This window comes from Photobacterium leiognathi (genome assembly GCF_030685535.1).
In the GTDB taxonomy this organism is placed as follows: Bacteria; Pseudomonadota; Gammaproteobacteria; order Enterobacterales; family Vibrionaceae; genus Photobacterium; species Photobacterium leiognathi.
Genome location: NZ_CP131599.1, coordinates 641,380 through 654,363 on the forward strand (window position 1 = coordinate 641,380; position 12,984 = coordinate 654,363).

A 12,984-nucleotide genomic window follows, 5' to 3' on the forward strand; every position below is an offset into this window, starting at 1 on the left:
TATGAGTTATAACTTTTACATTGTTCTTACATATCTGTTATTAAATCGTTATATGATTGCAGTTAATTGCTTTGGTGCTTAGGCATATCTCGTTCTTTCAGGTGAGAGACTCTGAACATTGTTACGTGTTCGGATTCAATGAATACTCTGATGTGCGGATTATTTCTAAGTGGTTTATATAAGGATTTGTAATGTTTTCACTAAGAATGAAGTTTCTCCAGTGGGCTGTGCTTGGCACTTGTTTATTAGCCGTAGTGGGTTGTGCAAAAACAGAAACTACAAATTTACATAACACACCGCCAGTTTTGTTTAATCAGCACGTTAAGCAACAGAATGGTGAAATAGGGAAAGCTTCTTATTATGCTGATAAGTATCAAGGACGTAAAACAGCCAGACGTCAGCGTTATGATAAAAATAAGCGAACAGCTGCGCACCGAACTTTAGCATTTGGCACACGTGTAAAAGTAACGAACTTAGCGAATAACAAGAGCGTTGTCGTGACGATCAATGATCGTGGTCCTTACTCAAAAGGGCGTATTATCGATTTATCACGTTCCGCGTTCAGTGCAATAGGAAACACTTCATCTGGAATACTAAAAGTGAAGGTTGAGACGCTAAATTAAACCATTTTAGTTTGCCGCCATCACCACAACTTAAAGGGTACAAAATGATTTTAGAAACACTGCATCATTCAGTTCAAACAGTTTTCGCTAATAAAATGCGATTAGTGAAGGCCTTGTTGATCCCATTTATTGTGACGTATTGCTTACGTTCTTTGAAAGTTTCAATGGCAGGCAGTGAACTGTATGAAGAAGTGCTGGTATTTGTATTGAATATCACGATATTTCTTGTTTCTTCAATTATTTGTATGAGAACGCAGCAAATTCTTGATAGTTATGGTACTGATGATACGCGTTTTTCTCGTTGGCAAGGGATCAGTTTTGATGCTCAGCAACGTCGTTATACAGCTTATTTATTCTTATGTTTCGGTTTATTGAATGCGATTTGGGCAGTATTTCAAATTGATTATGAATGGGTAAATAACGGTGTGCTATATAGCTTGTTACTCGCACTAGGCGTAGCAGGTTGGATTATTTTCTCGCGTTTATCTTTCGTTCTTCCTGCTATTGCTGCAGGCAAAAGCGCATCATTTAAAGATGCATTGATCTTAACGAAACATAAAAAGCTCTATGCTTTTGTGATTGCAGGCTTATTACTGGTTGCGTTTTATATGCTGTTTATTGGCTTACCGATTTTCATGCTATTTGCTAATCCAAAGTTTGCGATGAGCTTGAAGTTTATTTATGTGTTTATTTGGGGAGTAATTGTTATTGCGATCCCATTTATTATCGCTGCCATTGAAGGTACTGCTTATCGTGAATTAATGGGGAATTCAGAAGCGACAGAGCTAACATCAATTGAATAGATGAAGTGATGGTAATCAAATAACACTGATGTAATAAAAAAGAGCGCTAATTAGCGCTCTTTTCTGTTTATGGTGTTATGACTTATAGGTCATCATCAAAGTCGCCGAAGCCACTATCATCACCACCTAAGAAGCTGTCGTCGCCGCCACCAAAGCCATTGTTAGCGTAGGTATCTTCGTCGCCAAAGCCACTGTCATCGCTACCAAAGCCTGAATCGCCGAAACCACCTTGGTTATCATCAAAACCAGCGTTACCAAAACCACCTGTGTAATCAGATGTGAAGTTGTTTGCTGTGTTGTCAAGGAAGCTTCCTTGATCATCAAAAGCTGGGTTTGCTACATCATCCGTTGGTACTGATTGATCTGCAGAAGTATCTGCCGCTGCTGTATCAGGTGTTGCGTCTTGTGTTGCATCCGCTGTAGGAGCTGCGGCTGGCGCTGGATCAGCTGCTGCAGTTTCTGCTGGTTGATCATGGTCAAATAACATATTGCTGATCACACTACCCGCAACCATACCTGCAGCAACACCTGCTGCTGTTTGCATGAAGCCACCAAAAGCACTTGGCTGACGAACAGGTGGTTGTGGTGGTTGAGGAGCAGGACGAGAGCCACCAAACATACGGCTTAATGAGCCACGGTTAGATTCTTCTTTGTAGTATTCAGCGTTCTTTTCTAGGTAATCGTTCTTTTCTTTAAGCTGTTTTAATGCCATTTCTTGCACTAGCACAGCTTGAGTTAATTTGTAGATAGCATCAGGTTGTGATGCGATTTCATCTGCAATGAATTTTTCAGCATCTGCATCTTTTTTGCTTTCTGGGCTTTGTTTGAGCTTAGTAGCAACGCTTTGAATAAGATCTTTTTCTTGTGGAGTCATGGTTTTTACCTTCTCAATACCCTACGTGCAGGGATATGCTTCAATTGCTTAGTTGATGTCTCATTTATTAAACATATCAACTTTGCTTTATAGGTTAGTTCTATATTGCATTATTCACATTATATTCTTGAACAATAGCTGAATAACGCCATACAAGACTTAAATCGAAATAAAATGCACAGGTAATGTATTACGAATTTTGTAACACATCTAGCACCTGCTACAAGATTTAAATGCGATTATTGTTACTATCTGTAAATGAGGTCGGTAATGGCTTTTATCAAGTAAGGAAATAAAAAGACCTAACGAATTAAATTTTAACTTGTTAATAAATAAAATAATTATTAACGCAAGATATTGTTATCATGACGCCAATCCATGATCGTCCACTCATTCATTTGAGCATGCAGCGCTAGGGCAGGATCTGGATTAACTGCAAAAGGTTTATTTACGTGTTGGAGTAGTGGCAAATCATTAATGGAATCACTGTAACCATAACTGCTTCTGTATTGATTGGACTGATTATTCAACCATGATTCTAGACGATCAATTTTGCCTTGACGAAAACTGAGAACACCATGAGTTTGTCCCGTATAGACACCATTAATGGTTTCAAGGTTGATAGCAATTGTGTTTTCTACGCCTAAATGTTTAGCAATAGGTTTAACCAAATGCTCCGCTGAGGCTGAAATTATTAAGATGTCGTCACCACGTTTTTTATGCCATTCAATACGCGCAACTGCATCAGAATAGATAGCAGGTAAAATATCTGATTCGATAAATGAAGAGACAAGCGTGTTTATTTCTTGCTGGCTCTTACCAACCATAGGAGCCAGTGTCGCTTGCATATAATCAGCCATATCCAATTTACCTTGGGCATAGGCTTTCATCATGGCTTCTTCTTGCTGTTGAAGTTCTTCGCTTGCGAGATTGTGCTTAACCATATATGCGATCCATAAGCTGGCAGAATCTGCAGCAATCAATGTTTCATCAAGATCGAAGATAGCTAAACAAGGGTGAATGTTACGTTCAATATTTAATGACAAATTTCATTCCTTAATTAGTTTGGTATGTTGAAGTGCTGATTGAGACTAGGGGGATGAAATGACATTTTAGTGTCGTAACCATGTATTTTTTGCTAATCCATGATCACGACAAGGAGAATAGATAATTAATGATGGTTGGTCACTTTATGGAAGATTAAAACAAGCTTTCTTGGATCAGCTTATTATTAAGGTATTTACATTGATGATGCTCAGGTGGTTGATCATCAAACTCTTTTTTCATGGTAAAAGGTGTGCCTTTAGAGAAATGCCAAAAATATTTTTCTAGCTCTTCATCAAAATGTTCTTCGTTACAGTTGGTTGTTGGCGCAAAAAAAGCAAAAGTTACTGTGTTGTCTTTTGCTGAACGAATAAAGCTACGTTCAAATCCATTAAAACCAAACTGTTTGCAATCAGGAGTAGGGAGCCCTCCCGGTACAAAATGTGAAGGCACTGTTATCGTGACACTTGTCATACTCATCGCGTCAACTCCATTGATGATTGATGTTAAGTATACTCTACCGAAAAAAAATGCATTTCACTATATAAAAAACAAATTGTTGTATTGGTATAACTTATTGAAATAAAACATTTATCGTGATGTGAAAGTAAATTTGTGATCGTCTTATCTTATTTGAATTGAAAATCAGTAATATCCAGTCATTAGTCTACAGTAGCGAATAGGTTATTATTCTATATAAAGAGTGTTATGAAATATTCAAAGCTTACATCATCATTAATGCTACTACTTGCTTCAGCCTCGACTGCCGTTTACGCCGCTCCAGAAGTAAAATCTAAGACGACCATTTTCTATGGTGGTCCAGTTATTACGATGGAAAATACGCAGCCAAGTGCTGAAGCCGTTGTGACAAGTGAATACGGTAAAATTGTATATGTGGGCTCTGAAAAAGAAGCACTAAAACAATATCCTAATTCTAAAAAAGTAGATTTAGACGATAAAGTATTAATGCCAGGTTTCATTGAGCAACATTTGCACCCATTCCTTGCAGCATTGACGCTTAATATGCCTGTGCTTGCCCCTGAGGAATGGAAGTTACCGACCAAGACATGGCCTGCCGTTACTAACCATGACGATTATATCGCTGCTTTAACTGCGCAAGAAAAAGCAATGAAAGATCCTAATGAAGTGTTATGGACATGGGGATTTAATAACTTTTTCCACGGTGAATTATCTCGTCAAGAATTAGATAAAATTTCGGATACTCGACCAATTGGTGTTTGGCACCGTTCAGCCCATGAGTTCTATGTTAACTCTGCATTTATTAAAAAGTTTGGTTTAAACCAAGCTGATATTGATAACTTAGGAACTGAAGTGGCAAATCAGGCCGATCTTGAACAAGGTCACTTCTATGAAGGCGGTGCACTGATTTACTTATTACCTCGTATCGCACCTGAACTCGCTAATGAGGAACGTTTCGCAGCAGGTTTAAAGCAAATGGTTACCATGTTGCATCAAAAAGGTGTTACGGCTTATAACGAACCAGGTGCATTTATTCCTGAGAATATGATCCAACTTTACTTGGATGTTTTAGGTAATGAGTCAACGCCAATGTATTCATACTTCACACCTGAAAGTAAAACGCCATTTTTTGCTAAGGGGAAAGAAGGGGTACTGAAAGAAGTTGAGCGTATTACAACCACGCTGCCTGAAGACGGTAAAGTGCGTTACTTTGATAAGCAAATTAAATTGCTCTTCGATGGTGCGATTATTTCTCAGCTAATGAAGATGAAAGACGGTTATACCGATGGTCACCATGGTGAGTGGATCCAAACGCCTGAAGATGTTGAGACTATCACTAAGATCTTTTGGGACAACGATTACCAAGTGCTTGTACACGTTAATGGTGATTTAGGTGTTGAGAAACTGATAAAGATTTTGGAAAAGCGTCAAGCTGAAAATCCGCGAAAGGATCACAGGTTCACTATTATTCACTTTGCTAATTCAACCGATGAGCAAGTGGCTAAGCTAAAGAAGTTAGGTGCGATAATCAGTGTTAACCCATATTACGTAACAGGCTTTAGTGAAAAGTTTGGTGAAGTTGGGTTAGGTAAAGAGCGTGCACATGCCATGGTTCGTTTAGGCACCATTGAGAAAAAGGGGATCCCTGTTTCTCTTCACTCTGACGCACCAATGGCACCGTCTGATCCTCTATTGTTAGCATGGAGTGCGGCAACGCGTATTACCAATGAAGGAACCGTTGTTCGTCCTGATTTGGCCTTGTCGCGTGATGCAGCATTACGTGGTATCACCATTGAAGCTGCCTACTCTTGGGGCCAAGAAGACCGTTTAGGTAGTATCAAAACCTGTAAAGTGGCTAACTTTACTATCTTAGAACAAGACCCATATAAAGTGGACGTGAAGAAACTCAAAGATATTCCAATTTACGGTACGGTTTTCGAAGGTAAAGTGTTCCCAATTGATAAGTAATCTTGGTTAGCGTTAGATAATAAAAAACGCCTATACAGCTTGAGACTGAATAGGCGTTTTTTCTATTTTAGTGATCAAGAACTTAGTCTTTAACCCATTGATCGTTTACTTTTTTCAGTGAAACCTCTTCAGAGATCGTATCAACAACTTGACCAGCTTTGAAATCACCATATTTTGCGCCATAAGCAACAACCATCACTTCTGCAGATAAGTTGTTCTTTAAGCTATTTAATGCTGAGCCTAAATCGTCTTTAGTTTGTGTTGCTGCATTGTTCTCTTGTGCAGGCTGCTCAGCAACTTTGCGCATTGATGCTTTGAATTCATCAAGGCTCTTGGTTGCTACAAGATCGTAAGTTACTTTAGCTTTGTAATCTGTTTTGGTATCAAGTAGAACTTTATCAATCTTTAAGTTCTTAACTTCAAACGGTGTTGTGTCAGCAGTAATACCAAGATTTGGCTGTTCGTATTGGCTTGCTTGAACAACATTGCTGATTGTTGATTCGTCTACTTTATCGCTACATCCAGCAAGAAGTAAGGATGATGCAATGGCTGCCGCTAAAACAAACTTTTTCATTTATAACGCTCTTTAAACGATGATATATGCCATATTTTATACTCCTTGTGTCACAAAGGGGCAAGTATGCACTTGTAAATCTTTCCTAATGCTAACAATTGAATAATGACTGGATACGTCTTTTAACATATTTATATGATTTAATTTTTTATTTTGTAATAAACAAGCAAAATATAGGTGTTCTGAAGAGATAAAAGGGAGTGTTAAGAATAGCTTAGTTTTTAAATGCGGTGATTCTAGTTGCTCTTTATTAATAACGATTCTCTTAATCAAGAATCCGAACATTGATGCATTATTTACACTTATATTGGGTGAATGGAGTTGTGTGGGAGTATAGGATTTATAACTCGATATGTTATTGTAGTTAGAATGTGATAGCGATAATTGGCTAAAATAAGCTCTTTTAATGCTGCAAGCCAATATGATTGTTTAGTTCATACAGTGGTTCATGTTAATGATGAAGAATATGAAATTTAAGTCTCTTTTACTTTTGTGCAGTGTATCGGGTGTGCTTTTTACGCAACATTCTTTTGCTGATCCCACTGATGAAGCGCCTGAAGTGATCGGTATCCCTACGGCGGTGAAAATTCTAGAAAAAAGTGGATATTACGATTTTCGTAAAATCAAGGTAGTGCGGGAATATAACGAAATTGCCGTTGATGCGAGAAATAAAGAGGGACATCGGGTAGAGCTTGAAATGGATTTATACACTGGTGAAGTAGTACAAGAGCAACTTGATTAGCGATAAAAAGGCGATGGGATTTAGCATCACACCGCCAGATAAGTTCGATTAGTATTCAGTCATTTTCATCGTAATAAAAACGCCCTTCAAGAGAGTAGGGGTCATTTTGATCGTATAAGTTATGATGCCCACGCAATTTTTTGAGTTGTTTTTCGAGGGCTCTGGCCTGTTCGAAATGACCTTCCTGATAGGCAATTGATATTTTGTGTTCGATATCTTCAATTCTATCTTGGTTATTCATCTTCAGTCCTCCATCTAAGTCATTACTTATGTCACGATGAATGGTTGCTAGTTGCTGCTGATTTTATAATTTTATACTAAAACTTGGATGTTCATGGGGAAAGACGGCATTTTTACTACTAGTAGGTGATACATTTATAGTTATTCATTTCCAGATATGTGCATTTTATATCAAAAAAGACGCGATTGACTTTGTATGTTGAAATTTTAATGTGATGTAAAAATATTGTGATATATTTGATTTGTTGATGATTTTGATGCTTTAAATTGGGACATAAGTAAAAAATAGAAGATAAGTCTCAAGGCGTTCAAATTCAAATCTCAATTATTACGCTCCTATTATGGTATTGACTAAAAGTGTGGCCGCTGCTTATCAATAGTGTTGCTATTCTCGTTAAAGCATCACTTTCTTTGATGGCTATAAATTTTCGAGGTCTCTTGAACACAATTTCTTGCGTTCAAGAGACAGACTTTCTAGTTTGACATCGTATTACTTAACGCTATTTTTCACTTCTTCGATTGCTTTTTCTAAACCTTTCGGATCGTAACCACTGATAATGTGAACATTCTTTGCTGTTACATTGTCAGTTGGCATAACAATTAATGCAGGCGTACCTTGGAAACCAAGTTCACTGAATAGCTGGAAGTTTTCTTCGAACGTATTGTTTGCATCGAACTTGCTGGTATCAACACCCAGCTTAGTCGCAATACTGTTGATATCTTGTTTCGTTAGTTTGCCTTCATCTTTGCCTGTTGCAAACACGGCATCATGGTATTTACCGTAAACAGCACTGCCATTGTGAGCAAAAATCCAGTTACCCATATCGGCAGCATACTTAGACGCATCCCAACGTGAAGCAAAAATTGGTGTTTCTTTAAAGATGAATTTTACATCAGGGTTAGCTTGTTCAAGAGATTTCACAATAGGTGCAATCTTAGAACAGTACATGCATTGGTAATCGAAGAATTCAATGACATTCACTTTTGCGTCTTTTGGACCCACGAATGGTGTCTTGTCGTTCTTAACTAATTTGTCAGTATAAGTGATCACAGTTTGTTTTGCAGATTGCTCTTGTGCCTGCATTTGTTGTTTTTGTAGTGTCTCAGATGCTTTAACTAATACTTCTGGATGCTCAATAATATATTGACTAGCGATCTTTTCGATTTGCGCTTTCTGCTCAGGACTAAAGTCTTTATTGTTTACTGCTGTGGTTTCATTACAGCCAGCTAATAATGCTGTAACCATAAGAGGCAAGATTAATTTTTTCATTATGACTTCGATTTGAATACGTATTTATAAATTATTCACAATTAGATAATAATGAATATGAATAGGAGCTGAATATTATTCAGCTTTTTTATTACGTAAGAATGTAGCAAATTACAGTGCTGTAAGTGATTAGTTTTATGTTCATTTTATTTAGACAGACCAAAATATAAATCTTATATTTCGTATAGTGATAATTCCTCTGTGATCCAATCGGCATTTTTATTCTTATTTGCAACGTAGATTATGCACACTTATCTACAGGGTTCTTAATTATGAATAAGAATATTACATTACTCGCCGTTGGTTCTTTATTTGCGCTATCAACATTCTCTTCTACGGCTTTTGCAGATCCTAAAGTGACCCCAACCCATCCTGGATATAGCACCATTCAAATATTAGAAATGGGGCAGCCAAAAGATATTAATTGGGTATCTGTTGATGATATTGCAGCAAAACTCAAAGGCAAGCCACCAATGGCTGTCGGCTTTGATATTGATGATACTGTATTGTTTAGCACACCAGGTTTCTATCGTGGTCAGCAAGAGTTTTCACCAAATTCTTTCAGTTACTTACATAACCAGAAGTTCTGGGACAAAATGAATTGTGATTGGGAAAAGTTCAGTTTACCAAAAGAAACGGCAAAGAAACTGATTGAGATGCACCAAAAACGTGGCGATCAGATTTACTTTATTACTGGTCGTACCGCATCTAATTGTGAAATTTCTACTCAATATCTAAAAGATGTTTTTGGTATTAAGGATATGCATAAAGTTATTTTTGCAGGCTCAAGCAAAACTGAATTTACTAAGACACCTTACATTAAAGAGAAAAATATCAAGATGTACTACGGCGATTCAGACGGTGATATTATCGCTGCACGCCAAGCTGGTGCTGAAGGTATTCGTATTATGCGAGCAGCTAACTCGAGTAACCGACCAATTGCAAAAAATGGCATTTTAGGTGAAGAAGTTGTGATTAATTCGCAATACTAATTGAGATTAAAGCCTAGAGAAAAAAGCGACCATCATGGTCGCTTTTTTTATGCTTGTTTATTACGCTGAGCCCAGCAACCAATAAAAATGAAGATAACGGCAATAATACTAATTGATAAATAATTAGGAATATTTAATAGTTCTCGGTGGAGTAATGGTGACAAATTAACAATTAATAATCCGTAGCCAAAAGCGTTAACTAAAATAAAGGCGAGGGTACGAATAATAAAATTGTATTTTGATAAACGTCGTCGTAAAAAACGGTTAATATCTCCACCAAAAACAATCAGTAAACAAGCAACAATAGCTGTTGAAATATCATCCAACCAAGGGCGAATACTGTGCCCTAACTCCGATAAGAAAATAATAATATCCATTTATTTTAACTATTCATGTCGATGAGTGAGTGATCAGAGTAATCGGTTTAGGCGCAAAAACCCAGTTGTGTGCTTTGAAGATGCAAACAAGATCACTTTGACGTTCAATAGTCCTATTATGTTAATATTTAAAAGGTATTCAGTAAGAGAGTTACTCCATGCTAGTCATATCAAATTCTGTTCAACTTGCCGATTGGGAAATTGAGTTAACGGCAATCCGTGCACAGGGTGCTGGAGGGCAAAACGTTAATAAAGTATCGAGTGCAATCCATTTACGCTTTGATATAAAGCGTTCAACTTTACCTGCGTTTTATAAAGAGCGATTGCTTAAACTGTCAGATAGCCGTATCACCAAAGATGGTGTTATTGTGATCAAAGCACAGCAACATCGAACTCAAGAGATGAACCGTGAAGAAGCGTTAGAGCGTTTAAAATCACTGATTCAAAGTGCCGTTGTGACACAAAAGGCCCGTAGAGCCACTAAGCCAACAAAAAATTCCCAAATCCGCCGTATGGATAAGAAAACCCAACGAGGTAAAACTAAATCCCTCAGAGGTAAGATCAATTATTAGTATATTTAATGTGATGCTGACTACATAACCCATTGTTAATGCGTGACATTATATTGCTCCAACTAATATCTTAGCTAGTAATACTGATTTCAATTTATTGTTGGCTTTTTAGTTTGGGTGGCAGGGATGTTCGAGAAAAAAACGCTTCAACTTTTACAATTATTTTATCGTGAAACCGAGCGTGTTCGCTTATTTGGTTTAGCCGATCTCCCGCCGCTAGCGTTAGAGCAGCAACAACAAATGAACCTGTGGCTAGAAACCAAACGTAATTTTGAATTGTCTGAAATCTCAGAGCAGTATTGGATCAAAACCTGTAGTGCTAGCTACATCACTGAATTACGTTTACATGCTGATGGCACATTAGATGAATACACATTATTTAATCGCTTACATACCACAGGGTACTGGGAGTTGGTGGATGGTGTGATTGAAATTGAGATCTATAAGGAAGAAAACACCTACCGTTGTGCGGTGTTTGCCAACCGTTATTCTAATATTCATTCAGCTATTGAGTATAAAAATGGTGAGTTGCATTCTTATCTGAAATTGGCGCAAACGCGACCAATTAAATTCTAACCTATGCCGTTTGGGTCGAATAAATAGACTGGTATCAATATAAATTTTCAGTATATTGAATGAAGCATTTGGATATTAGGAAGGTCAAGGATGAGTAAGATAAAGAATGTTGCAGTAGTAGGCGGTACACACGGTAATGAATTCAGTGGTATTTACTTACTCAAGAAATGGCAGAGTACGCCACAATCACTAGCTCGTGAGAGTTTTTCAGTAGAAACGGTATTTGCTAACCCGAAAGCATTTGATGAAAACAAGCGCTATGTCGATCATGATTTAAACCGCCAGTTTGGATTACATGATTTAACTAACTTTGAATTAGCCAGCTATGAGCAATCTCGCGCAAAAGCCCTAAATGAGCAAATTGGTCCAAAAGGGAATGCGAAAAGTGATTTCATTATCGACTTGCATAACACTACTAGTAATATGGGTCCTTCGCTGATCTTATTACAATCAGATCAATTTAATCGCCAGCTAGGTGCTTATGTAAAAGAGAAGATGCCAGATGCGGTCGTGGTGTTTGAAGATCATACATCTGTTGACGATCATTTATTTGTTTGTTCAATTGCCAAGCAAGGTGTGATCATTGAAGTTGGGCCCCAGCCGCAATCTGTGATCCGTCAAGATGTATTGGATTGGATGGAAGACATGACTGGGCATATTCTTGATTTTGTCCACTTATACAACACCAATGAAATACCAGTATTAGCTGACAGCTATGATGCTTATCGCTATGAAGAAACCTTAAAGCTGCCAGTGGATGAGCAAGGTGAACGCATTGGTATGGTGCACAAGTCAGTTCAAGATAATGATTTTGAGCCGTTAAATCCAGGTGATCCTATTTTCACTTTGTTTGATGGTACGGAGATCTTCTGGGAAGGCGATTATGTGGCTTACCCGCACTTTATCAATGAAGCAGCGTATTACGATAACAACCTTGCGATGTCGCTTGGTAAGAAGATTGTGGTATCAACAAAGTAATCTGTTTTTTACAGAGTTAGCAATCAATAGATAAAGAAAAACCGGTTTACTCTTACACACTTCTAACTAGAAAGTGCGAGGGGTAAACCGATTTTTTATTGGTAATAATAAGTTAGTGTACGTTTTGAGTTTTCATCACTACTATTGGTGTGTTTTCGACCTTAACAATGTGAGCGTCAACATTAAACACATCCCAGATCAACTCGGGCGTAACGGTGTGATTGGGGGCACCATAGTCAAATAGCTCACCTTGATGCAGCACTGCAATGTTGTCGGCATATTGCAGAGCCAGATTAAGATCATGGATCACCATAATTACACATGCCCCGGTACGCTCTACATATGCTCTAACAAAGTTGAGTAATCGAAGCTGATTTTGCATATCAAGTGCAGAGGTTGGCTCATCGAGTAATAACACTTTGGGATTATTTATCAACGCTTGTGCCAGCCCGACCATTTGACTTTCACCACCAGAGAGATCCATACACTGCTTATTGGCTAAATGTAGCACGCCCATCTCTTGTAACAGTAATAAGCCAAGCTCTGCACATTCTTGTTTCGCTATTAATGACGTTGAATGAATGTTCATTGTCGTTATTAATAACTCTAATACTGTCACATTAGCATGTATGCGATGCTCTTGTGGTAAATAACCGATGTCGTTCAATTGCAGTGGCGTATGAGCATATTGGATCTGCTCAGGGTACTGTTTTAGCAACATGGTCATTTGGCGTAACAAGGTTGATTTACCAGCTCCATTTCGACCAATTAACGCTACCATTTCACCATTGTGAATTGTTGGTAGGGTTAAATCTTGCAGTACAGTCTGATCGCCAAAGGTCACAGAGATATTTTTAATATCAAGGCTCAT

Annotated in this window: 16 protein-coding genes; 8 read left to right on the forward strand and 8 right to left on the reverse strand. The window is 37.8% G+C overall.

The annotated features are described in order from the left end of the window. Positions 1-191 precede the first annotated feature (191 nt). Together Q7674_RS02980 and Q7674_RS02985 are read left to right on the forward strand one after the other, a co-directional pair. Positions 192-623, forward strand: a complete 432-nt coding sequence (locus tag Q7674_RS02980; RefSeq protein ID WP_305422513.1) for a septal ring lytic transglycosylase RlpA family protein — start codon at positions 192-194, stop codon at positions 621-623. 44 nt (positions 624-667) lie between these two features. After that, on the forward strand, positions 668-1,426 hold the full coding sequence (locus Q7674_RS02985) for a hypothetical protein (RefSeq protein WP_305422515.1): 759 nt from the start codon (positions 668-670) through the stop codon (positions 1,424-1,426). Between the two features lie 82 nt (positions 1,427-1,508). Here the strand turns inward: Q7674_RS02985 and Q7674_RS02990 are convergent, their stop codons facing one another. From Q7674_RS02990 to Q7674_RS03000, 3 genes are all read right to left on the reverse strand, one after another. Continuing rightward, positions 1,509-2,300, reverse strand: coding sequence for a DUF2076 domain-containing protein (locus Q7674_RS02990; protein WP_045065065.1), 792 nt, complete (start codon positions 2,298-2,300; stop codon positions 1,509-1,511). 344 nt (positions 2,301-2,644) lie between these two features. Further along, positions 2,645-3,346, reverse strand: coding sequence for an HAD family hydrolase (locus tag Q7674_RS02995; RefSeq protein ID WP_008989104.1), 702 nt, complete (start codon positions 3,344-3,346; stop codon positions 2,645-2,647). A gap of 154 nt (positions 3,347-3,500) precedes the next feature. Continuing rightward, positions 3,501-3,824 (reverse strand): hypothetical protein, encoded by a 324-nt coding sequence (locus tag Q7674_RS03000; RefSeq protein ID WP_008989105.1) that lies wholly within the window; start codon positions 3,822-3,824, stop codon positions 3,501-3,503. Positions 3,825-4,052: 228 nt separating this feature from the next. Between Q7674_RS03000 and Q7674_RS03005 the strand changes: the two genes are divergently transcribed. Further along, complete coding sequence (locus tag Q7674_RS03005) at positions 4,053-5,792, forward strand: amidohydrolase (protein WP_305422518.1); 1,740 nt, start codon at positions 4,053-4,055, stop codon at positions 5,790-5,792. Positions 5,793-5,874: 82 nt separating this feature from the next. Here the strand turns inward: Q7674_RS03005 and Q7674_RS03010 are convergent, their stop codons facing one another. Next, positions 5,875-6,366, reverse strand: a complete 492-nt coding sequence (locus Q7674_RS03010) for a hypothetical protein (protein WP_008989107.1) — start codon at positions 6,364-6,366, stop codon at positions 5,875-5,877. A gap of 454 nt (positions 6,367-6,820) precedes the next feature. On the opposite strand from Q7674_RS03010, the gene Q7674_RS03015 reads away from it, so the two are divergent. After that, positions 6,821-7,108 carry a PepSY domain-containing protein gene (locus tag Q7674_RS03015; protein ID WP_305422520.1) on the forward strand — a complete coding sequence of 96 codons (288 nt, stop codon included), beginning with the start codon at positions 6,821-6,823 and terminating at the stop codon, positions 7,106-7,108. A 55-nt stretch (positions 7,109-7,163) separates the two neighbouring features. Here the strand turns inward: Q7674_RS03015 and Q7674_RS03020 are convergent, their stop codons facing one another. Together Q7674_RS03020 and Q7674_RS03025 are read right to left on the reverse strand one after the other, a co-directional pair. Next, entirely contained in the window at positions 7,164-7,349 is a 186-nt protein-coding gene (locus Q7674_RS03020) for a hypothetical protein (RefSeq protein WP_008989109.1), read from the reverse strand. Between the two features lie 489 nt (positions 7,350-7,838). Then, positions 7,839-8,618, reverse strand: a complete 780-nt coding sequence (locus tag Q7674_RS03025) for a DsbA family protein (protein WP_023934463.1) — start codon at positions 8,616-8,618, stop codon at positions 7,839-7,841. Between the two features lie 272 nt (positions 8,619-8,890). Between Q7674_RS03025 and aphA the strand changes: the two genes are divergently transcribed. Continuing rightward, the gene (gene aphA / locus Q7674_RS03030; protein ID WP_045065067.1) at positions 8,891-9,610 is read left to right on the forward strand and encodes an acid phosphatase AphA; all 720 of its coding nucleotides are present in this window, start codon (positions 8,891-8,893) and stop codon (positions 9,608-9,610) included. A 47-nt stretch (positions 9,611-9,657) separates the two neighbouring features. On the opposite strand, the gene Q7674_RS03035 is transcribed toward aphA, so the two are convergent. Then, positions 9,658-9,987 carry a DUF3392 domain-containing protein gene (locus Q7674_RS03035; protein WP_008989574.1) on the reverse strand — a complete coding sequence of 110 codons (330 nt, stop codon included), beginning with the start codon at positions 9,985-9,987 and terminating at the stop codon, positions 9,658-9,660. 158 nt (positions 9,988-10,145) lie between these two features. On the opposite strand from Q7674_RS03035, the gene arfB reads away from it, so the two are divergent. The 3 genes from arfB (at position 10,146) to Q7674_RS03050 (ending at position 12,113) form a co-directional block, all read left to right on the forward strand. Beyond that, positions 10,146-10,559, forward strand: a complete 414-nt coding sequence (gene arfB / locus Q7674_RS03040; protein WP_045065068.1) for an alternative ribosome rescue aminoacyl-tRNA hydrolase ArfB — start codon at positions 10,146-10,148, stop codon at positions 10,557-10,559. Positions 10,560-10,685: 126 nt separating this feature from the next. Further along, on the forward strand, positions 10,686-11,135 hold the full coding sequence (locus tag Q7674_RS03045) for a hypothetical protein (RefSeq protein ID WP_305422523.1): 450 nt from the start codon (positions 10,686-10,688) through the stop codon (positions 11,133-11,135). Positions 11,136-11,225: 90 nt separating this feature from the next. Next, complete coding sequence (locus Q7674_RS03050) at positions 11,226-12,113, forward strand: aspartoacylase (RefSeq protein ID WP_045065070.1); 888 nt, start codon at positions 11,226-11,228, stop codon at positions 12,111-12,113. A 112-nt stretch (positions 12,114-12,225) separates the two neighbouring features. On the opposite strand, the gene Q7674_RS03055 is transcribed toward Q7674_RS03050, so the two are convergent. Further along, positions 12,226-12,984 carry an ABC transporter ATP-binding protein gene (locus Q7674_RS03055; RefSeq protein WP_008989570.1) on the reverse strand — a complete coding sequence of 253 codons (759 nt, stop codon included), beginning with the start codon at positions 12,982-12,984 and terminating at the stop codon, positions 12,226-12,228.

Excerpts from the sequence above, each read along its gene's own strand:
- Q7674_RS02980 (WP_305422513.1), top strand. The coding sequence starts at position 192 with ATGTTTTCACTAAGAATGAAGTTTCTCCAGTGGGCTGTGCTTGGCACT.
- Q7674_RS02985 (WP_305422515.1), top strand. The coding sequence starts at position 668 with ATGATTTTAGAAACACTGCATCATTCAGTTCAAACAGTTTTCGCTAAT.
- Q7674_RS02990 (WP_045065065.1), bottom strand. The coding sequence starts at position 2,300 with ATGACTCCACAAGAAAAAGATCTTATTCAAAGCGTTGCTACTAAGCTC.
- Q7674_RS03000 (WP_008989105.1), bottom strand. The coding sequence starts at position 3,824 with ATGAGTATGACAAGTGTCACGATAACAGTGCCTTCACATTTTGTACCG.
- Q7674_RS03005 (WP_305422518.1), top strand. The coding sequence starts at position 4,053 with ATGAAATATTCAAAGCTTACATCATCATTAATGCTACTACTTGCTTCA.
- Q7674_RS03010 (WP_008989107.1), bottom strand. The coding sequence starts at position 6,366 with ATGAAAAAGTTTGTTTTAGCGGCAGCCATTGCATCATCCTTACTTCTT.
- Q7674_RS03015 (WP_305422520.1), top strand. The coding sequence starts at position 6,821 with ATGATGAAGAATATGAAATTTAAGTCTCTTTTACTTTTGTGCAGTGTA.
- Q7674_RS03020 (WP_008989109.1), bottom strand. The coding sequence starts at position 7,349 with ATGAATAACCAAGATAGAATTGAAGATATCGAACACAAAATATCAATT.
- Q7674_RS03025 (WP_023934463.1), bottom strand. The coding sequence starts at position 8,618 with ATGAAAAAATTAATCTTGCCTCTTATGGTTACAGCATTATTAGCTGGC.
- aphA (WP_045065067.1), top strand. The coding sequence starts at position 8,891 with ATGAATAAGAATATTACATTACTCGCCGTTGGTTCTTTATTTGCGCTA.
- Q7674_RS03035 (WP_008989574.1), bottom strand. The coding sequence starts at position 9,987 with ATGGATATTATTATTTTCTTATCGGAGTTAGGGCACAGTATTCGCCCT.
- arfB (WP_045065068.1), top strand. The coding sequence starts at position 10,146 with ATGCTAGTCATATCAAATTCTGTTCAACTTGCCGATTGGGAAATTGAG.
- Q7674_RS03045 (WP_305422523.1), top strand. The coding sequence starts at position 10,686 with ATGTTCGAGAAAAAAACGCTTCAACTTTTACAATTATTTTATCGTGAA.
- Q7674_RS03050 (WP_045065070.1), top strand. The coding sequence starts at position 11,226 with ATGAGTAAGATAAAGAATGTTGCAGTAGTAGGCGGTACACACGGTAAT.
- Q7674_RS03055 (WP_008989570.1), bottom strand. The coding sequence starts at position 12,984 with ATGAGCCTTGATATTAAAAATATCTCTGTGACCTTTGGCGATCAGACT.